Origin of the sequence: Microvirga arvi (assembly GCF_016892765.1) — a bacterium.
GTDB classification, from domain to species: domain Bacteria; phylum Pseudomonadota; class Alphaproteobacteria; order Rhizobiales; family Beijerinckiaceae; genus Microvirga; species Microvirga arvi.
Map to the genome: position 1 here is coordinate 134,115 of NZ_JAFEMD010000007.1, position 18,255 is coordinate 152,369.

The 18,255-nt window shown below is 65.4% G+C and carries 17 protein-coding genes; 7 read left to right on the forward strand and 10 right to left on the reverse strand.

The genetic code is table 11. The features are described from left to right. The first annotated feature begins 13 nt into the window (after window positions 1-13). Window positions 14-1,927: a nitric oxide reductase activation protein NorD gene (locus tag ILT44_RS06600; RefSeq protein WP_204238780.1), complete on the forward strand. Its 1,914-nt coding sequence runs from the start codon at window positions 14-16 to the stop codon at window positions 1,925-1,927. A 78-nt stretch (window positions 1,928-2,005) separates the two neighbouring features. On the opposite strand, the gene hemN is transcribed toward ILT44_RS06600, so the two are convergent. After that, complete coding sequence (hemN, locus tag ILT44_RS06605; protein WP_204238781.1) at window positions 2,006-3,358, reverse strand: oxygen-independent coproporphyrinogen III oxidase; 1,353 nt, start codon at window positions 3,356-3,358, stop codon at window positions 2,006-2,008. A 252-nt stretch (window positions 3,359-3,610) separates the two neighbouring features. Between hemN and nirK the strand changes: the two genes are divergently transcribed. Further along, window positions 3,611-4,723 carry a copper-containing nitrite reductase gene (gene nirK / locus ILT44_RS06610; protein ID WP_204238782.1) on the forward strand — a complete coding sequence of 371 codons (1,113 nt, stop codon included), beginning with the start codon at window positions 3,611-3,613 and terminating at the stop codon, window positions 4,721-4,723. A 66-nt stretch (window positions 4,724-4,789) separates the two neighbouring features. On the opposite strand, the gene ILT44_RS06615 is transcribed toward nirK, so the two are convergent. The 8 genes from ILT44_RS06615 to ILT44_RS06650 are packed head-to-tail and all read right to left on the reverse strand — an operon-like array spanning window position 4,790 to window position 10,943. Then, the gene (locus ILT44_RS06615) at window positions 4,790-6,046 is read right to left on the reverse strand and encodes a molybdopterin molybdotransferase MoeA (protein ID WP_204238783.1); all 1,257 of its coding nucleotides are present in this window, start codon (window positions 6,044-6,046) and stop codon (window positions 4,790-4,792) included. An 8-nt stretch (window positions 6,047-6,054) separates the two neighbouring features. Next, entirely contained in the window at window positions 6,055-6,603 is a 549-nt protein-coding gene (locus tag ILT44_RS06620; protein WP_204238784.1) for a DUF4142 domain-containing protein, read from the reverse strand. Window positions 6,604-6,607: 4 nt separating this feature from the next. Further along, window positions 6,608-7,210 carry a NapC/NirT family cytochrome c gene (locus ILT44_RS06625; RefSeq protein WP_204238797.1) on the reverse strand — a complete coding sequence of 201 codons (603 nt, stop codon included), beginning with the start codon at window positions 7,208-7,210 and terminating at the stop codon, window positions 6,608-6,610. 14 nt (window positions 7,211-7,224) lie between these two features. Next, window positions 7,225-7,698, reverse strand: a complete 474-nt coding sequence (locus tag ILT44_RS06630; protein ID WP_204238785.1) for a nitrate reductase cytochrome c-type subunit — start codon at window positions 7,696-7,698, stop codon at window positions 7,225-7,227. Beyond that, the gene (napA, locus tag ILT44_RS06635; protein WP_204238786.1) at window positions 7,695-10,214 is read right to left on the reverse strand and encodes a periplasmic nitrate reductase subunit alpha; all 2,520 of its coding nucleotides are present in this window, start codon (window positions 10,212-10,214) and stop codon (window positions 7,695-7,697) included. Before napA ends, ILT44_RS06630 begins: the two co-directional genes overlap by 4 nt. 4 nt (window positions 10,215-10,218) lie before the next feature. Further along, on the reverse strand, window positions 10,219-10,476 hold the full coding sequence (locus tag ILT44_RS06640; RefSeq protein WP_204238787.1) for a chaperone NapD: 258 nt from the start codon (window positions 10,474-10,476) through the stop codon (window positions 10,219-10,221). Beyond that, window positions 10,473-10,766, reverse strand: coding sequence for a 4Fe-4S binding protein (locus ILT44_RS06645; RefSeq protein ID WP_204238788.1), 294 nt, complete (start codon window positions 10,764-10,766; stop codon window positions 10,473-10,475). The genes ILT44_RS06640 and ILT44_RS06645 overlap by 4 nt, the downstream gene beginning before the upstream one ends. Window positions 10,767-10,778: 12 nt before the next feature. Next, window positions 10,779-10,943, reverse strand: a complete 165-nt coding sequence (locus ILT44_RS06650) for a periplasmic nitrate reductase, NapE protein (RefSeq protein WP_204238789.1) — start codon at window positions 10,941-10,943, stop codon at window positions 10,779-10,781. Between the two features lie 628 nt (window positions 10,944-11,571). Here ILT44_RS06650 and ILT44_RS06655 point away from each other — a divergent pair. Genes ILT44_RS06655 through ILT44_RS06665 form a run of 4 tightly spaced genes read left to right on the forward strand, consistent with a single transcriptional unit; the run spans window position 11,572 to window position 15,345 of the window. Then, window positions 11,572-12,744: a DUF8744 domain-containing protein gene (locus ILT44_RS06655; protein WP_204238790.1), complete on the forward strand. Its 1,173-nt coding sequence runs from the start codon at window positions 11,572-11,574 to the stop codon at window positions 12,742-12,744. A gap of 6 nt (window positions 12,745-12,750) precedes the next feature. Then, window positions 12,751-13,134 carry a DUF2946 family protein gene (locus ILT44_RS31860; protein WP_372441142.1) on the forward strand — a complete coding sequence of 128 codons (384 nt, stop codon included), beginning with the start codon at window positions 12,751-12,753 and terminating at the stop codon, window positions 13,132-13,134. Window positions 13,135-13,175: 41 nt separating this feature from the next. Beyond that, window positions 13,176-13,709, forward strand: coding sequence for a YcnI family copper-binding membrane protein (locus ILT44_RS06660; RefSeq protein WP_204238791.1), 534 nt, complete (start codon window positions 13,176-13,178; stop codon window positions 13,707-13,709). A 19-nt stretch (window positions 13,710-13,728) separates the two neighbouring features. Beyond that, complete coding sequence (locus tag ILT44_RS06665) at window positions 13,729-15,345, forward strand: copper resistance CopC/CopD family protein (RefSeq protein ID WP_204238792.1); 1,617 nt, start codon at window positions 13,729-13,731, stop codon at window positions 15,343-15,345. Between the two features lie 35 nt (window positions 15,346-15,380). Here the strand turns inward: ILT44_RS06665 and ILT44_RS06670 are convergent, their stop codons facing one another. Further along, on the reverse strand, window positions 15,381-16,253 hold the full coding sequence (locus ILT44_RS06670) for a ferritin-like domain-containing protein (RefSeq protein ID WP_204238793.1): 873 nt from the start codon (window positions 16,251-16,253) through the stop codon (window positions 15,381-15,383). A 326-nt stretch (window positions 16,254-16,579) separates the two neighbouring features. On the opposite strand from ILT44_RS06670, the gene ILT44_RS06675 reads away from it, so the two are divergent. After that, window positions 16,580-18,255 (forward strand): 4Fe-4S binding protein (locus ILT44_RS06675; protein WP_239467965.1); only part of this gene is annotated, 1,676 nt, incomplete at its 3' end.

Consider the following 18,255-nt stretch of genomic DNA (forward strand, 5'->3'; position numbering starts at 1 on the left):
CCGGAGACCCGCCATGCTCGATTTCCTGGAACTCGAGGAGACCGTCGGCCAGTTCTGGCATCGGCTCGTGGGGCGCGCAGTGACCTATCCACGCCATCCCGGGCTAGGCGTCTCGCTCGACGAGGTCCGCGCCTCCCTTGCGGTCTTCTTTCGCGGCCTTGGCGGCGAGGCCGGCGTGCAGTTGGCCGGCACCGCAGCCCGGGCCTCGTCCCACCGCCTGAACCTTCTGCAACGGATCGGCGTCGCCGAGGAGCGGTTGGAGCAGCCGGGACGCGATGCGGCCACCCTCTTCCTTCCACCGAAGATCGAGATCTTTCCTTCGAGCGCGCTGAACCGCTCGCTCTACTACTGGCTGGCGGCCTACTTCGCCTATGTCCCGACCGAATCGATCAATGAGGCCGATCCGCTGCGCCGGGACCTTCTGGTTCTCCGGAGGGTGCAGGAGACGGTCGCCACCGTTCTGGCGGAGTGCCCCGGTCTGACAGGGACCTACACCGAGCTTTGCGCTGCCATGCGCGAGGCCCGGCCGCGGCGGCCCCTCCCGGCATGCGAGGATAAGGTCGAGAGCATTGTCCTCTCGCTCTTGGGCGACGGGTTCGCGACCCCGCCTCCCGTCTGGGACACTGCCGCAGGCCCCGCTGGCCTGCCCCGGCAGACTCCGGCTGGCTATCAGCCCTTCCTGCCGGTTCCGCTCTGGGGCGACACCTGGATCCGCGAGGCCGGAGCGGCAAACCGCAACGGCGATGAGCCCGCGGGTCCGGGCGACCTTGCCGCATTGGACACGCGCAAGCGCTTCGCCGCACGGCGCGAGGCGGATCAGGCCCAGCGCGGCGACCCGTTCATCCTGAACCGCTTCGAGAAGATCCTGGCGATGGCGGAGATGGTCAACGTCAACCGTCCCTCGGACGACGACGAGGACGAGAACGCCGAGAAGGCCCTGGACGAGATGGAGGAGATTCCGCTCTCCCAGCACAAGGGCAAGCCGGCGAGCAAGCTCAAGTTCGACCTGGACCTGCCGCCGGAGGCCGTGGACACGACGAGCCTGACGGCCGATCTGGCCTATCCGGAATGGGACTACACCCGCAAGACCTACCTGCCCGACCACTGCCGCGTGCTGGCGGCGTATGCCTCGGACCAGGGAGAGACCTGGGAGGCTGACGACGAGGCCCGCCGGATGATCCGGCGCGTGCGCCGGCAGTTCGAGGCGCTCCGGCCCAGGCACGAGATCCTCCGGGCGCAACCGGACGGCGAGGAGCTCGACATCGATGCACTGGTGCGCGCCCGCAGCGACCTGCTCTCGGGTGGGTCGGGATCGGATCGTGTCCACCTCGCCAGCAAGCGCCAGGCCCATGATCTCGCCGTGACGCTGCTGGTCGACGTCTCGCTCTCGACGGATGCCTGGATCGACGACCGTCGCGTGCTCGACGTGGAGAAGGAGGCACTTCTGGTTCTGGCGCACGGAATGGCCGCATGCGGTGACTCCCATTCCATCCTGACCTTCACCTCGCGGCGCCGTTCCTGGGTGCGTGTCGAGACCGTGAAGGATTTCGACGAGCCAATGAGCCAGGCCGTGACGCGGCGCATCACGGCGCTGAGGCCCGGTTACTACACCCGCATCGGTACGGGCATCCGCCATGCGACGGCCAAATTGGCGGAGCGCCCGAACCGGCAGCGCCTGCTGCTGGTGCTGACCGACGGCAAGCCGAACGACATCGACCACTACGAGGGGCGCTTTGGCATCGAGGATACCCGACGCGCCGTGATGGAAGCGCGACGCGCAGGCGTCACCGTCTTCGGCGTGACGGTGGACCGTGAGGCACAATCCTACTTCCCCTACCTGTTCGGTCGCGGCGGCTATGCCATCGTCGGCCAGGTGGCGAAGCTTCCCTCGGCCCTGCCGGCCATCTACCGCCAACTCGTGAGATAGGATACGTCGCAACACGCGGAAAGGCCCACCGTCGGTGACAGACGGTGGGCCTTTCCGCATTCCTCCCTGAAGCGTCGGTCAGACCGCGCGGCTGTGCGTCCTTCCGGATGCGCCCAGATAGGCGTCGAATGCGGATGCGACGGTGCGGACGAGAAAGCGGGTGTCGTCGCTGACCGACAGCACGTTGTCCTTCAAGCGGATGATGCCGTCCTGCTCCAGCATCTTGAGCCTGGGGATCGATTGCAGGAGGGACTCCGGTTCAGTGCCGTGCGTGCGGCAGACCTGCGAGACGTCGACCTTGAAGTCGCACATCACCCGCTCGATCAAGTCAGCCCGCAGGCGGTCGTCCGCGGTCAGGGCGTATCCTTTGGCGGTCGCCAGCTCCCCGCGTGAGATGCGCTCGGCATAGCGTCCCAGCACGACCTCGTTCTGGGCGTAGCCCTGCGTCAGCCGGCCGATGGCCGAGGCGCCGAAGCCGATCAGCACATCACTCGGATCGGTGGTGTAGCCCTGGAAGTTGCGGTGCAGGACGCCGTCGACCTGGGCCTGCACCATGGAGTCCGGCGGCAGCGCATAGTGGTCGAGCCCGATCCGGCGATAGCCGGCTTGGATCAGCGCCCCGGCGATCGCCTCGGCCTGCTCGTAGCGGGCGGCGCCGTCGGGCAGTGCGGCCTCGTCGATCCTGCGCTGGTGCTTCTTGAAGGTGGGAACGTGTGCGTAGCCGAAGACCGAGAAGCGCTCGGGACGAAGCTCGATGCTCTGCCGCACGGTCTCGATGCAGGACTCCACCGTCTGGTGCGGCAGGCCATAGATCAGATCGAAGTTGACCCCGCGGATGCCCGCATCCCTCAGTCCGTTCGTGGCCCTCGCCGTCTGCTCGAAGCTCTGGATGCGATTGATCGCGCGCTGCACGACCGGATCGAAGCTCTGGACGCCGAGGCTTGCGCGGGTGACTCCTGCCTCGCCGAGGGCAGCCGTCATGGCGCGGGTGAGCGTGCGCGGATCGATTTCGACGGCGATCTCCGCGCGGTCACCAAGGGCGAACCTCTGCCGCATGAGATCGATCAAGCCGATGAACTCGGCGGGTTCCATGATGGTGGGCGTGCCTCCGCCGAAATGGACGTGGCTCACCGGCAGGCGGGAGCTCAGGCGGTCAGAGACGAGCCCGATTTCCCGGCGGAGTACCTCAAGGTAATCGACAATCGGCGCATCCCGCTGCGTGATCGTGGTGTGGCAGCCGCAGTACCAGCACATGGAGCGACAGAACGGGACGTGAAGGTACAGCGAGGCCGTCGTTCCGCCCGGGATGGCGGCGAGCCACTCCCCATAGGTACCATGCCGTATGGCATCCGAGAACTGCGGCGCAGTCGGGTAGCTCGTGTAGCGGGGAAGCCGCTCCTCGCCGTATTGCGATCTCAGGTCGTTTCTCATCGCGATGGCTCCCATTAAGGACGCTTTCCACGTCGGGTGCGTCGGATCGATGGCTTGTGAGGCACATCTACGGCTGTTTGCCGCCGCTTTCATTGAGCTTGCTCAATCTATCCGAAAGCCATTCGCCGAGCTGTGCATTCGTCCGGTTATTTGCGTTGCAACAAATTGCCCCCGCGGCAGAGGTGTACAGCTTGACCATCCGATGACGGACCAATTCCGATCCGCCAGGCGGTCCCACGAAGGAGGGTTACGATGAAAGCACTGAAAACCTCGGGACGCCGGCCGCTGCTTGCGACCGCTGCCGTTCTCGCGCTGGGCGCGGCGGCTCTGCTCGCCCAGCCCCTGCCCGCCGATGCCGGCGACAAGTTCGCCGCAGCCACACCGCACGTGCATAGCCACTTGGATGCCAACGGCACCGCGGCGACCCCAATCAACGTGGTGCGCCTGCCCACCGACCTGCCGGGCCCCATCGGCAAGCGTGGCCCGCAGCGCGTGAAGGTCGACCTGGACACCACCGAGGTGACAGGCCAGTTGGCGGACCGGACGACCTACCATTACTGGACCTTCAACAACAAGGTTCCAGGGCCCTTCGTCCGGGTGAAGGTCGGCGATACCGTCGAGGTCAAGCTCAAGAACCATGACGACAGCGTCATGATGCACAACGTCGACTTCCATGCAGTCACCGGACCCGGCGGCGGCGCGAAGGCCACCGAAGCAGCTCCCGGCGAAACGCGCGGCTTCGAGTTCAAGGCTCTGAACCCCGGCCTCTACGTCTACCACTGCGCCACCCCGACGGTCGCCCAGCACATCGCCAACGGCATGTACGGCCTGATCCTGGTGGAGCCGGAGGAGGGCCTCCCGAAGGTCGACCGCGAGTTCTACGTCATGCAGGGCGAGATCTACACCGAGCAGGCGTACGGCACGAAGGGCCATGCGGAGGAGAGCATCGACAAGCTCCTCAGCGAACGCCCCGAGTACTTCATCTTCAACGGCAGCACCGAGGCCCTGAAAAAGAACCCGCTCAAGGCCAAAGTCGGCGAGACGGTCAGGATCTACTTCGGCGTCGGCGGCCCGAACTACACCTCGTCGTTCCACGTGATCGGGGAGATCTTCGACAAGGCCTATCCGATGGCATCCCTGAGCTCGCCCATGAAGGACGTCCAGACGATCACCACACCTCCCGGCGGAGCCAGCGTCGTCGACTTCAAGCTTGAGGTTCCCGGCAACTACATCCTCGTCGACCATGCCCTGAGCCGCGTCGAGCGTGGACTGGCCGGCATCCTCCAGGTCGACGGACCGCAGAACGAGGCGATCTTCAAGGACTACAACCCGCAGAAGTCGGCCCAGTCGACCGGTGGCCACTAGAACAAACGATAAGAAGCGGTCACATGCTGGCCCGGGCGCAAGCCCGGGCCACTTCTTTTGCATGCTTCAGACGGTGAACCCGTCTCGGAACGGGTGGAACAAGACCTCGTCGCCCTGGCCCACCGGAGCATGAAGCGGCTCAATGCGCACGAGTCCGTCCGCCGCGGCGAGAGGCTTGAGGCGGGCCGATCCGCCCCGCCCAAGGATCTCGACCGCCGAGCCGCCGCTGACCTGGACAATGCGGGCGGGCGCGAATTCAGTCCGTCCCGGCCGCCGGTTGAAGGCATGCACCAGCGGAAGGCGCATCCCAGGGAGAGGACGGGTCCGGCGACCGTCCAAGGCAGCCAACACGGCACCTCCGAGGAGCAGCCATGACACCAGGGCAGCCACCGGGTTTCCCGGGAGGCCGAGATAGGCTGTTGGCCCGATCGCCCCGACCACCGCGGGCTTGCCAGGCTTGAGAGCCACCTTGAGGGTTTCGCCCCTTCCCCTTGCGCCGACGAGCGCAACCATGGAATGGTCCTCGTCACCGACCGAGACGCCGCCCGTCGTGACGATCAGGTCGCAGTGGCGAGCAAGCTCCGAGAGGGCTCCGGCAATTAGGTGCGGGTCATCCCGTACGATCCCCCCGTCGACGACATCGCCCCCCGACTGGCGCGCAAGCGCAAGGATCATCGGGCGGTTGGAATCGAAGAACGAGGCTTCGGTCAGCAACTCCCCCTGGGAGCGAAGTTCGTTGCCCGTCGAGAGGACGCCGATCCGCACCTTGCGTCGAACGCACGTCCGCTCAAAGCCTTGCGCGGCGAGCAGCGCGACGTGTCGCGCATCGATGCGCTCGCCCGGCCGGAGCAGCACCTCCCCGGCCCGGACGTCCTCGCCCCGCCGACGGATGTTGTCGCCGGATCTCGCCATGCGGGTCAGGACGATCCTGCCGCTGACATTGGTGACATGCTCCTGCATCACCACGGCATCGGCACCATGGGGGATCCTTGCGCCCGTGAAAATGCGCAAGGCACTTCCTAGCGGCAGGGGCAGTTCCTCGTCGCCAGCCGCCACGCGCCCGGCAACGGCCAGGGCGATGCCCGACGGCAACCCGTCACCTGCCCTCACGGCATAGCCGTCCATGGCTGACTGGTCGAACGGCGGCAGCGGCAGGACCGACGTCACCGGCATCGCCAAGGTCCGGCCGAGGGCCTCGCATAGGGAGACCTCCTCATGCTCCTCGATTACGGAGGCATAGGCTGCTGCCCGGGAGCAGGCCTGCTCGATCGAGATCAGACCATCGGGAGAGTCGCAGGAGAAGGCTTTGGCGTGTTCCGTCACCTTCCTGCTCAAGGCCTGACCGCCTCGTACATCTTCTGCGCGCCTTCCTGCTGCCGCTGCAACTCAGGAAGGACCTGGTCGGCGAACGCCTTGATTTCCGCCGAGGGGCTACGGGCTGCCGCCTGATAGATCCCGATCTCCTGCCCAACCGCCTGGATCTGGATTTCCGCGTAGCGCCGGCTCAGCGCGAGGTAGTCGAGCGGCTCCAGGTTCTCGATGATGACCTGGTGCTCGAACTCCTTCACGGACGGGAGCGGCAGGCTGCGCTCCCTGGCGAACGCCTCGATCCTTTGCAGGAGCCCGAGGCGGAAATCGGCGGCCGAGGCCGCGAAGCTCCTGACCTCCGGCCTCGTCTCCCGGCTGGCAGCCAGCCTGGCAGCCTGACCTTGCAGGGTCGCGGAGCTGTAGGCCAGCCGGACAAACTCCTGGGGCTCGATGGGGCGAGTCTGAGCAGGAGCGCCCGGCGTCCCCTGCCCTTGCGCCCGAACCACGGGGATCGCACTTGGCAGCACCATCGCCAGGACCGAAGCAGCAATCATAGATTTGAAGGCTTTCATGAGCTTACTGCCATCCCGGCACGCCGGACATGTCCGGCAGACGATGCGCGATGCCCTTGTGGCAATCGATGCAGGTCTTCTCGCCGGAGAAGAGGAAGCGCTCGTGTGCCGACGCCGCGCGTGGGTTCTGCTTCGTCAGGTCCATCGATTCGTCACTGTGGCAGTTGCGGCATTCGAGGGAGTCGTTGGCCTTCATGCGCGTCCATTCCCGTTCGGCCAAGTGCTTGCGCATGGCCAGGAACTTGTCACGTGTGTCGATGGACCCGAAGATGTGGCCCCAGACCTCCTTCGAGGCCTGCATCTTGCGGGCGATCTTGTTGGTCCACTCGTGGGGAACGTGACAGTCGGGGCATTCGGCCCGCACCCCGGACCTGTTCGTGAAGTGGATCGTGCCCTTGAGTTCCTCGAAGACGTTGGCCTGCATCTCATGGCAGCCCACGCAGAACTTCTCCGTGTTGGTGTACTCGAGTGCGGTGTTGAACCCGCCCCAGAAGATGACACCTGCAACGAAGCCGCCGAGCGTAAGGAAGGCAAGGCTGAGATAGCCAGGCGGGCTCAGGGCCGTCCTGACCCAGCGATTGCCGCGGAACCAGCCCCAAGTCCGCATGATCCCCGCCGCCATCAGTGCCTCCCCCGCGCGGGCTGCCGCTCAGGCTCGGTGAGAGCGTCCATGTCCATGAAAATGTTGTCGACGAGAGGCTTCGCGTTAGTCTGCGGCACGTGGCAGGAGACGCACACGTAGCGCCGCGGCGCCAGTCCGCCGAGGGTATTGCCGGCCCGGTCCTGGTAGTGCGTGACGCTGATCATCGGAGCTTGGCTCTGCTCCGTGAACTTGCGGGCATGGCACGACATGCACTTGTTCGCGTTCAGGTCGACGGCATAGCCCTCGATGGAATGCGGGATCACGGGAGGCTGGTCCGGATAGTTGCGGCCCACGCGCACGTCGTCCGTAATCTGGCGCTGCATGGGCGGAGCCGGAACTTCCCTCGTGAAGGGCTCGGGCCCGCGCAGGCGCGGCGCATCCTGCGCGAGAATCGCCCCCGCGGCCAGGCATGGCACGATGCTGACGAGGCACAGGAAAACACCACGCCTCATTGCTGCCCTCCTGCATCGGCCGTTGCGGCCGAGACGACCTTGACGGCGCATTTCTTGAAGTCGGTCTGTTTCGAGATCGGGTCCGTCGCGTCCAGCGTCACCTTGTTGATGAGCTGGCTCGCGTCGAAGAACGGGACGAAGACCAGGCCGGGAGGCACCTTGTTGCGCCCGCGCGTCTCGACCCGGCTGCGGATCTCGCCTCGCCGGGAGACGATCCTCACCTCCTGCCCCCGTCGCAGGTTGCGCTTGGCGGCATCGTCCGGATGCATGAACAGCACAGCCCCGGGAAAGGCCTTGTAGAGTTCGGGAACGCGCAGGGTCATGGAGCCTGAGTGCCAGTGCTCGAGGACGCGGCCCGTCACGAGCCAGAGATCGTATTCGCCATCCGGGGACTCGGCGGGCGGCTCGTAGGGAGCCCCCATGATGTTGGCCTTCTTGTCGGGGTTGCCGTAGAACTGCACCCCACTGCCCTTCTCGACATAAGGATCATGGCCTTCCCGGTAACGCCAGCGCGTTTCCTGCCCATTCACCACCGGCCAGCGCAGTCCCCTCACCTGATGGTATGTATCGAACGAAGCAAGGTCGTGCCCGTGGCCGCGGCCGAAGGCGGCATATTCCTCGAACAGACCTTTCTGAACGTAGAAGCCGAACGACTTTGACTCCCGGTTCTCGTAGGCTGGGTCGATCTCAGCAACGGGGAACTTGTTCACCTCACCGTTGGCGAAGAGGACGTCGAACAGGCTCTTGCCCTTGTACTCCGGATGGGCATCGAGGATCTCCTTGGTCCAGACCTCGTCGGTGGTGAAGCGTTTCGAGAACTCCATCAATTGCCAGAGGTCGGAGCGGGCATCCCCGGGTGCGTTGACGAGCTGGTGCCAGAAATGGGTGCGCCGCTCCGCGTTGCCATAGGCTCCCTCCTTCTCCACCCACATGGCGGTCGGCAGGATCAGGTCTGCCGCCATGGCGGTCACGGTCGGGTAGGGATCCGAGACGACAACGAAGTTCGCGGGATTGCGGTAGCCGGGATAGGTCTCGTTGTTGGTGTTGGGCGCCGTCTGGAGGTTGTTGTTGCACATGATCCAATAGGCGTTGAGCTTGCCGTCCTTCAGCATTCGGTCCTGCTGCACGGCGTGGTAGCCGGCCTTGTCGGGCAGGAGGCCGTGCGGCAGCTTCCAGATCTCCTCCGCGTGCTTGCGATGTTCGGGATTCGTCACCTGCATGTCGGCCGGCAGGCGATGGCTGAAGGTGCCGACCTCGCGTGCCGTGCCGCAGGCCGAGGGCTGGCCCGTGAGCGAGAACGGTGAGTTGCCCGGCTCCGAGATCTTCCCCGTGAGCAGGTGCAGGTTGTACACCATGTGGTTGGCCCAGACGCCGCGGACGTGCTGGTTGAAGCCCATGGTCCAAAGCGACATCACCTTGACCTTCGGGTCGGCATAGAGCTTCGCGAGCGCCTCCAGTCTCTCTTTCGGAAGGCCTGACAGCTCCGAGGCCTTCTCGACCGTGTATTGGCTCATGAGCCTCGCATAGTCCTCGAAGCTCGAGGGATGGGATACCTGCGCGTCGTTCGCATGCTGCGCCCGCTGCTCCAGTACGTTGTCGGGGCGCAATCCGTAGCCAATGTCGGTGTTCGCGAGGCGGAAATTGCAGTGTCTCTCCACGAACTCCCGGTTCACCGCCCCGTTCTGGATGATGTAATTCGCGATGTAGTTCATGATCGCGAGGTCCGAGTTCGGCTTAAAGATCAAGGCCATGTCGGACAGGTCGGTCGTGCGGTGCTCGTAGGTCGAGAGCGTCGCGATCCTCACATGCGGATGGCTGAGGCGGCGGTCGGTGACACGGGTCCACAGGATCGGGTGCATCTCGGCCATGTTCGAGCCCCAGAGCACGAAGGCGTCGGCATGCTCGAAGTCGTCGTAGCAGCCCATCGGCTCGTCCATGCCGAAGGTGCGGATGAAGGTGACGGCAGCGGACGCCATGCAGTGGCGGGCGTTCGGGTCGAGGTTGTTGGAGCGGAAGCCCGCCCGCATCAGCTTGGAGGCTGCGTACCCCTCCCAGATCGTCCACTGGCCCGAGCCGAACATGCCCACGGCCTCGGGGCCCTTTTCCTGGAGCACGCGCTTCCACTGTTTCGCCATCTCGTCGAAGGCGCGATCCCATGAGACGGGCTGCAACTCGCCGTCCTTCGCGAACTGGCCGTTCCTCATGCGCATGAGCGGCTGGGTGAGGCGGTCGTTGCCGTACATGATCTTGGACAGGAAGTAGCCCTTCACGCAGTTCAGGCCGCGGTTGACCTCCGCCTGCATGTCGCCGTGGGTAGCGACGACCCGGCCGTCCTTGACCCCGACCATCACGCCGCAGCCCGTGCCGCAGAAGCGGCAGGGCGCCTTCGACCATTGAAGCTGGATGTCCTCGCCAGTCGGGATGTTCTGGGCCTCGGCGGGAATGGAAACGCCGGCTGCGGCGGCCGCAGCGGCAGCAGCCTGGGTTTTCAGAAGGGTACGGCGCGTGAGGTCCATGGGTCTACTCCCGCTCTTGAACAGGCTCGAAGTGGTGGAAGACGAGAGTGGCGGCGAGGACGCCGTCGAGAAGCTGGATGGCGTTGATCCGCTCGACAACCTGGCTCTCGGTGTCTGTCTCAAGGGTGACGATGAGCTTGCCGGTCTCTTGCCCGCCGTGAACCTCGGCACCCTCGATCAAGCTCAGATGCTCGATGATCGAGGGAACCCGGTCGGGCCGACCGTGGATCACCAGGCTGGAAATGTGACACTCGCCGCTCATGAGGCCTCCTCGACAGAGGAAATACGGATGGCGTCGGCTGGACAGGCCCGGGAGCAGTCACCGCAGCCGGTGCAGGCGTCAGCATTGATCGTGGGGCGGGCGCCGCCGACGGCAAGCTCGAACCTCACGGCACCGGTGGGACAGGCGTCCCGGCAGCTCATGCAGGCAATGCCCCGGAAGGCGAAACAGGAGGGGCCGATCACGGCGACCGGAGGTCCAACAGGCTGGTGTGCTTCGGCAAACCTGCCGAGCAGGAAGCTGCGGCGCTTGAGGTGAGGGGTCTCGGTCATTGACAGACCCTGTCAGACCGGACCGGGCGGTCCGGTGAACAGGTAGTACATCCAGACGAGGAACCCCCAGCCCGCGACGACACCGACGGCGATGAAGGGCCAGATCAGGACGGCAAGGATGAGGAACGTGAACGCCTCACGCTTTTTCCTGCCGGTTTCCAGTGAATCTGATCGCATTCGGAAATGCTCAGAAGGGAGTTCACGAGTCGGTGACAACGCTCAAGCTCCATCGAGGTTCCAGCTTCGGGCGGGGGCCAGGACAGGCACAAGCGTACAGCCACTTTCGTACGCGCACGCGGCAAGGCCGCCAACTCAAGTGTGCCCCCAAGGAGGCTCGGGCCGAAAGACCATTACCGACCATGATAAGGCCTTCCGCGGTTTGGGGCATGGGCATCCTTGCTTGCTTTCTTTCCGGCACGACACGGGATGCAGTCTGCCCGTGTGCAGACGATGCCAAGGGCGGTGGGAGCGCTCCACTCAGGAATTGTACTTAGGGTAACCCTGCGCGGATGATGGCATCCGGCTGTCCAGGCGCCTCCCACTCCGCTTCAGAGAGTGGAGACGTGCGGATGCCACGATCCCGTCCGCGGCAACACGACCTCTGAAACGGTCCTGCTCGGGCACGTCCCTCATCCCGCAAGATTGAGGCGTCGGTACCGTGTGTTAATCCACGGAACCAGCCAGAAACCATGCTCCGGACATATCGGCGTCCTGTTTGCGCGGTGTCAAAGACGACCTTCATCCGACGGGCCATGGTCGCGCTGTCGTCAGCAGTCAGGCGTCAATGTAATCCGCAGGATCCCTAATGTGCGCCGTATCCTCATCCAGCAGGGCCTCGCTTGACGCCTCGGTCCCTCAAGGATCCGCCAGGGGCATCAAGGGACTCCGCCTTATCCTGCTTGCCTTCGGAATCTTCACCCTGATCACCGGCCTGTGCGGGGCGCTGTGGCGGCTCGGATGGACGTTGCCCCACGGTTCATCGCTCGCAGCCATTCACGGGCCGTTGATGATCTCAGGTGTGTTCGGAATGCTGATCAGCCTGGAGCGGGCCGTCGCTGATGGTCGCCGATGGGCCTACTCAGCCCCGGTCCTCGCTGGCATCGGTTCGCTTGGCCTGGTCATCGGCGCACCGATGGAATTCGGGGCGGGCGCATACGCTGCCGCAGCGGCGGCACTGGCAGGGGGATCGCTGTCGGCCACGATCCGGCAGCCAGGCCTTCCCACCGGTGCCCTCCTGTTCGGCGCGCTGGCATGGCTCGCAGGTAACGTGCTCTGGCTCGCAGGCATGGGGGGAGCGGATGCGTCGGGTTGGTGGCTGACCTTCCTGATCGTCACGATCGTCGGCGAACGCATGGAGCTCAGCCGGCCGATGCCGCAGCACCGCGGCGTCGAGGCGTGGTTCCTGTTTGCCTTTGGCTTGCTCCTGGTCGGTGCGCGCAACGGGCTACCGACCGGGAATGGCGCGATCCTCTATGGTGCCGCCCTGCTCGTCACCGCCCTGTGGTTCCTGCGGCACGACATTGCCCGCCTGGACGTGCGCGGGACCGGGCAGGCTCGCTTCACGGCCTCCTGCATGCTGGCGGGCTACGTCTGGCTCGCCATAGCCGGGTTTGTCCTGATCGCCTCTCCATCTGGTGGCGCCTTCGGCTACGACGTGACGCTGCACGCGGTCCTGGTCGGTTTCGTCCTCTCGACGGTGTTCGGTCATGCGCTCGTCATCCTGCCTGCCGTGGCCCGCGTTAACCTCCGCTACGCCCCTGTCCTCTACCTGCCGCTCGCGCTCCTGCACCTTTCGGTCGCCCTGCGGGCAGGCGGAGGCCTCATGGGGTGGGACTCCGGGCGCAAAGGGAGCGGTCTTCTCACGATCGCCGCGCTGGCATCCTTCGCCGCGAGCCTCGTCTTCGCCCGGTTGCGCGAACGCCGTGGACCACCCCCGGAGAGCGCGTCCGTTGAACCCCAGACACTCCAGCCGAGGTGACGCACGATGTGGCCATCTCGGAAGGTTCTGAGCGTGACCAGGGCAGCGGCCTTCGCCTCGGTCATGTCTCTGATCATCCACATCGCCCTGATGTCCCTCGGGGCGGGCCGCGCTATGCCTGCTCCACCGACCGCCGGGACGGTGAGCCTGCACCATTCGCATGATGCAGGTGGCCATGGCCCAAGCGAACCCGTCAAGGATGCCGGACACGTCCAAGCCTGCTGCATCCTCAGCCAAATCCCGGGGTTGTCGGCGCCGCCATCAACCGGGCCCTGGCCACTTTCTCTCGCGACGACCGTCGTGACCTTCGTCGGGGCAGCAGGCCCAGCCGACGTTCGCATCCCGCCTCCTTATCCCGTCGGTGCGAGGGCGCCGCCGTTGTCAGCCTGACCGACACGACGCGACACCCCTCTCACAGACAGGACAAGACCATGATTACGATCCGTTCCCGCGGGGCCCTTGTAGCCGCATTCCTCTCGCTCGCCTGCGCGGCCCAGGCCCACACCACCCTCGAGACACAGCAGGCCCCCGTTGCCTCCGCGTACAAGGCAGTTCTGCGCGTCGGCCACGGCTGCGGGGGCGCGCCGACCCTGAAGCTGCGCGTGCGCATTCCCGAAGGCGTCATCAACGTCAAGCCGATGCCCAAGCCCGGCTGGGAAATGGAGACCGTCAAGGCTCCCTACGGGAAGGCGTACGATTACCACAGCGAGCCCTTGACCGAGGGCGTACGGGAGATCGTGTGGACGGGCAAGCTGCTCGACGAGCACTACGACGAGTTCGTCTTCCGCGCCCACCTCACGGACAGCCTAAAGCCGGGCACCATGCTCTACATCCCGATCGTGCAGGAATGCGGGGACGGCAAGGCGGACCGCTGGATCGAGATCCCTGCGGAAGGCAAGAGCGCCGACGACTACAAGTATCCGGCCCCGGGGCTGAAGCTCCTGCCCGCCAAGGCCACGCACTGACAAGGGAGCGGGGAGCCGCGTGACGGCTCCCCGCATGGCCATGACCCGCGCCATCCTCATCATGCTATTGCTCGCGCTCGGGAGCCTGCTTGGCGCCAATGCGGCGTTCGCCCATGCGGCACTCGTGGAGTCCCATCCCGCGGATGGAGCCGTCCTGGATGGCGTGCCGCCGATGGTGCGCCTTCGCTTCAACGAGCCCGTTTCGCCCTTGGTCATCGGCTTGACGGACGCACGGGGACGGCGACATCACGTGCTCAAGACACTTGCACGCAACGAGGTGCTCGAGATCTCCGTGCCGCCGGACATGCCCCGGGGCAGCCATATCCTGAGCTACCGCGTGAATTCCGGTGACGGCCATCCGATCGGCGGGTCCGTCGTGTTCTCGATCGGCGCACCGACGGAGACCGGGACGCGTCCAAGGGCAGAAGGGGAAGGTGTCCGCATCCCGATCGTTCTAGCCCGTACGATCGTGTACATCGGCCTGTTTGCGGGAGTGGGAGGCGCGTTCTTCCGCGCATGGCTTGCTCCCGGCCTCGCCGGAAGGGGAACGGACCATGCGCTCGTTGCCTTGATGGCCACAGGGTTCCTTGCATGCTCGGCATCGCTGGGCTTGCAGGGCGTCGATGCCTTGGGCGGTGTCCTCACCGACATGGCGTCCGCAGCCACGTGGGCTGCGGGATGGGCAACCTCCTATGGGATGACGGTCGCAGCCGGAACGGCGGCGCTACTTCTCGGATGGCTTTCGCTGCGGGGGCCTTCGGGATGGAGACGTGTGTGCAGCCTTCTCGCCATGGGAATGCTCGGCCTGTCGCTTTCCCTGAGCGGCCACGCCAGTGCCGCAGCCCCGCAATGGGTGACGCGGCCCGCGGTCTTCATCCATGCCGTGGGGGTCGCCTACTGGATAGGTGCCCTCTTTCCGCTTCTGGTCGCCATCCGCAAGTCGCCGGAAGCGGCGTTCCCGATCGTGCGGCGCTTCTCCACGGGTGCCCTCGTCGCAGTCGCGGCACTTACGCTCGCAGGAATTGCATTGACCGTGATCCAGATGGGGTCACCAGCGAATCTGATCGACACCACCTATGGACAGGTCCTGATCGCCAAGACCCTGCTCGTGGGCACCCTGCTCGTCCTGGCCGCCTTGAACCGTCTTTGGCTCACGCCCGCCATGACCATTCCGGACGGCTCCGGAGCCAAATGGCTGGCGCGGTCGATCAAGGCCGAGATCATCCTTTGCCTCGCCATCCTCGCGCTGGTGGGACTGTGGCGCGTCACCCCGCCACCCCGCGCGATCGCGGCCATCTCCGAGGCTTCGCGTTCGGCAAGCGTTCACCTGCACTCGAACAAGCTCATGGCACAGTTGACCCTCTCGCAGGGAGGTGCAGGGGGCACGCGAGTACGGATCGTCATCGCGACCGGACAGGCCGAACCGATGAACCCGAAGGAAATCACGCTTCACCTCGAAAAACCGGATGCCGGGATCGAACCCATCTCGCGCCAGGCCAGGAAGGTGGGGACCGATGGATGGGAAGTGGCATCCCTGGCGCTGCCGGTGGCGGGGGCGTGGAAGGTGAAGGTGGACATCCTCGTTGACGACTTCGAAAAGGTCAGTCTGGAAGGAACCATGACCGTGGGGCACTGAAGCGAAGGGAGTTCGACATCCCGGGAGTTCCAGATCTATCGGTGCAGCTCGGGCAGGTCGTCCCTCAGCCATGCCAGGCGGGAAATGGCATTCCCGGCCAAGGATTGCATGCGTCCCAGCGTGGCCTCGTCGTCGGCCATGTCCCCGATTTCCAGGTAACGTTCGGCCAGCAGCTCGGCGAGCGCCACCGGATCGTTCGGAGACTTGTGTCTGGCCTCCACGCCTCCCGAAGTGGCAGGGTTAAGGTCAAGTTCCCGCGCATGGCGTCTCGCCTCCTCCACGAATCCTTCCAGACGTATCCGTTCCGGAGCCGGAGCGGCGGACGCGAGAGGTTCGAGAAGATCGGCGAGATGCCGCTCGAGGGCGGCGAGGCTCGTGGCATCCTTCGGGTCACCTTCATCGGTGCGGTGGCGCTCGGCATGGAATGCTCTCCTCCGCTCGCGCCGGAGGATCGACACGTGTCCCAGCTCCTCGTGGGCCATGGCCTCCGCCGCCTCGCGGATCTCGGGGGCCTCTGCATGGGCGGCGACATAGGTCCAGAAGGAGAAGGCGCGCTCCTCATTGCGCACGGCCATCGAGAGCGCACGGTAGGCGCTCAGGAGGCGCGGGTGGGCCGTCGCCGCGCCCTCGTCGTCGAACGTCTCCGGGAGTTCCCATCGGATCCGGACCGGATCGGGCGCCTGCCCCTTGGTGCTCTGCGACCAGTGCACGACGCTGTTGAGGTGGCCCCGTTCGTCGGCGGACAGGCGCTCGAACAGCTCAGCCAGCGCGGGATCGCCCTCCTTGCGCATGCGCGCGGCGATCTCGGCATAGCGGGTTGCCGCCTCCTGCTCCATGGCGGCGGCAATGGCGAACAGTTCCGCCAGGGACTTCACAGGACCAGGCGGTTCTTGCTTCAGCAATGGCATGGGAATCTCCCTGAGTCGAAAAATCGGCGCGAGAGGTTGACGGGCACCCTCACTTCCGACAGTTTGACGTAAGTCAATGCGCGCCCGATTATCCAATAGCATGATGGTTCCGGGCCATGCGAGAGCGATTTCAACGGCCCCGGAAAGATCGCGCGCTCCCGTCGGAATCAGTCCGATTGAAAGCCGTTAGCGTTTTTCTGTTCAGAAGCACAAACGCTATCCTGGACGGTCCCCCGTTGGCAAAATCGCAGTCGCCCGAGTCCGCCAGACACCTTGCGAATACTGTTCTCAAGCTGCTTTGGATCGTGGCCCTGCTCGGTGCCGCGATGCTCCTTTGGACGACGGCTCCCGGCATGGCGGCGGGGCGCGTGCAGGAGTTCCTCCCCAAGGCACAGCCGGCCGATTTCATTCCCGGAGCGGACCGCTTCGGAGCGCCCCAAGGCGATCCGCCGCTCGTCCCCGTCCACCAGGGCGACCGTCTGCTCGGTTACGTTTACCTGAACTCCGACATCACAAGCGCGGTCGGCTATTCGGGCAAGCCGATTCACATGCTGGTGGGCATCGATCCGAACGGCGTCGTCACCGGGATCAAGCTCGTCGACCACAAGGAACCCATCGTCCTCATCGGCATTCCCGAGCGTCGCATCGTCGATGCCGTGAACACCCTCATCGGGCGTGACATGAAGGCTGTCGCCACCGGGGCCGAGCGCCCGCCCCAGGTCGACATCGTCAGCGGGGCGACCGTGACCGTGCTCGTCATGGGCGACAGCGTGGTGCGCTCCGCCGTGCGGCTCATCCGCAGCGGCCGCCTCGGCGCCGCCCAAGGCGCTCCCGCGGTCGCCGCGGTTCCCCCGGCCATCAAAACCCTCGACCTGACGAGGAGCGAGGTCCGCGACTGGCAGACCCTTCTCGGGGATGGCTCGGTCCGGCGCCTGTCGCTGACCGTCGGCGAGGTCAACGAGGCCTACGCCAAGGCAGGCAATCAGGAGGCGGCGAACAACGCCGAGACGGCCGATCTGAATGACACCTTCATCGACCTGTACCTCGCCCCCGTAAGCGTCCCCACCATCGGACGCAGCCTGCTCGGGGACACGGCCTATGAGCAACTCAAGGCGCGGCTCAAGCCGGACCAGCAGGCCATCGTCGTGGCCGGCGACGGCGCCTACTCGTTCAAGGGCTCCGGCTATGTCCGCGGCGGCATCTTCGACCGCATCGAACTGCTCCAGGACGGCCAGGGCATCCGATTCCGTGACCGCAACCACACTCGCCTCGGGGCGCTGGCCGCTGACGGTGCGCCCGACCTGCGCGAGATTGCCCTGTTCGTGGCGCCCGAGGACTTCAAGCTTGATCTCACCGAGCCGTGGCAGGTGCAGTTGCTCGTCCAACGCAACATTGGCGCCCGTGACAGGGCCTTCCTGACCTACAACCTCGAATACACGCTGCCGGAACAGTATCTACGCATCGAGCAGCCCCCTGCCCAAGCAGCGCCCCCCGCTCAAGCGCAAGCCCAAGGGCAGCCAAGCACCCCCGCACCGACTGCATCGCCTCCTGCCACACCCGCCGAGCTATCGCTGAACGATGCGGACGCGCTCGCGGCCGGCGAGATCGAGGAGCCGCTCTGGCTCAAGATCTGGAAGACGAACACCGTCTCTATCGGCATCGCCGCCGTCGCTCTCCTTGTCCTGTCTGCCATCTTCTTCTTCCAGGACAACCTGGTCCGCCGTACGAAGATCTACGTTTGGGTCCGGCGCTCCTACCTGACGTTCACGCTGGTCTGGCTCGGCTGGTACGCCAATGCCCAGCTCTCGGTCGTCAACGTCCTCACCTTCACGAACTCGCTCATCACCGACTTCAACTGGGAGTTCTTCCTCGCGGCACCGCTGATCTTCATCCTCTGGGCCGCGGTCGCGGCAGCGCTGCTGTTTTGGGGCCGCGGTCCCTTCTGCGGCTGGCTCTGTCCCTTCGGCGCCCTCCAGGAACTGACCAACAACATTGCCCAGTG

Bases quoted from the DNA above. Each gene is read 5' to 3' on its own strand.
- ILT44_RS06600 (WP_204238780.1), top strand. From the start codon at position 14: ATGCTCGATTTCCTGGAACTCGAGGAGACCGTCGGCCAGTTCTGGCAT.
- hemN (WP_204238781.1), bottom strand. From the start codon at position 3,358: ATGAGAAACGACCTGAGATCGCAATACGGCGAGGAGCGGCTTCCCCGC.
- nirK (WP_204238782.1), top strand. From the start codon at position 3,611: ATGAAAGCACTGAAAACCTCGGGACGCCGGCCGCTGCTTGCGACCGCT.
- ILT44_RS06620 (WP_204238784.1), bottom strand. From the start codon at position 6,603: ATGAAAGCCTTCAAATCTATGATTGCTGCTTCGGTCCTGGCGATGGTG.
- ILT44_RS06625 (WP_204238797.1), bottom strand. From the start codon at position 7,210: ATGCGGACTTGGGGCTGGTTCCGCGGCAATCGCTGGGTCAGGACGGCC.
- ILT44_RS06630 (WP_204238785.1), bottom strand. From the start codon at position 7,698: ATGAGGCGTGGTGTTTTCCTGTGCCTCGTCAGCATCGTGCCATGCCTG.
- napA (WP_204238786.1), bottom strand. From the start codon at position 10,214: ATGGACCTCACGCGCCGTACCCTTCTGAAAACCCAGGCTGCTGCCGCT.
- ILT44_RS06640 (WP_204238787.1), bottom strand. From the start codon at position 10,476: ATGAGCGGCGAGTGTCACATTTCCAGCCTGGTGATCCACGGTCGGCCC.
- ILT44_RS06645 (WP_204238788.1), bottom strand. From the start codon at position 10,766: ATGACCGAGACCCCTCACCTCAAGCGCCGCAGCTTCCTGCTCGGCAGG.
- ILT44_RS06650 (WP_204238789.1), bottom strand. From the start codon at position 10,943: ATGCGATCAGATTCACTGGAAACCGGCAGGAAAAAGCGTGAGGCGTTC.
- ILT44_RS06655 (WP_204238790.1), top strand. From the start codon at position 11,572: ATGTGCGCCGTATCCTCATCCAGCAGGGCCTCGCTTGACGCCTCGGTC.
- ILT44_RS31860 (WP_372441142.1), top strand. From the start codon at position 12,751: ATGTGGCCATCTCGGAAGGTTCTGAGCGTGACCAGGGCAGCGGCCTTC.
- ILT44_RS06660 (WP_204238791.1), top strand. From the start codon at position 13,176: ATGATTACGATCCGTTCCCGCGGGGCCCTTGTAGCCGCATTCCTCTCG.
- ILT44_RS06670 (WP_204238793.1), bottom strand. From the start codon at position 16,253: ATGCCATTGCTGAAGCAAGAACCGCCTGGTCCTGTGAAGTCCCTGGCG.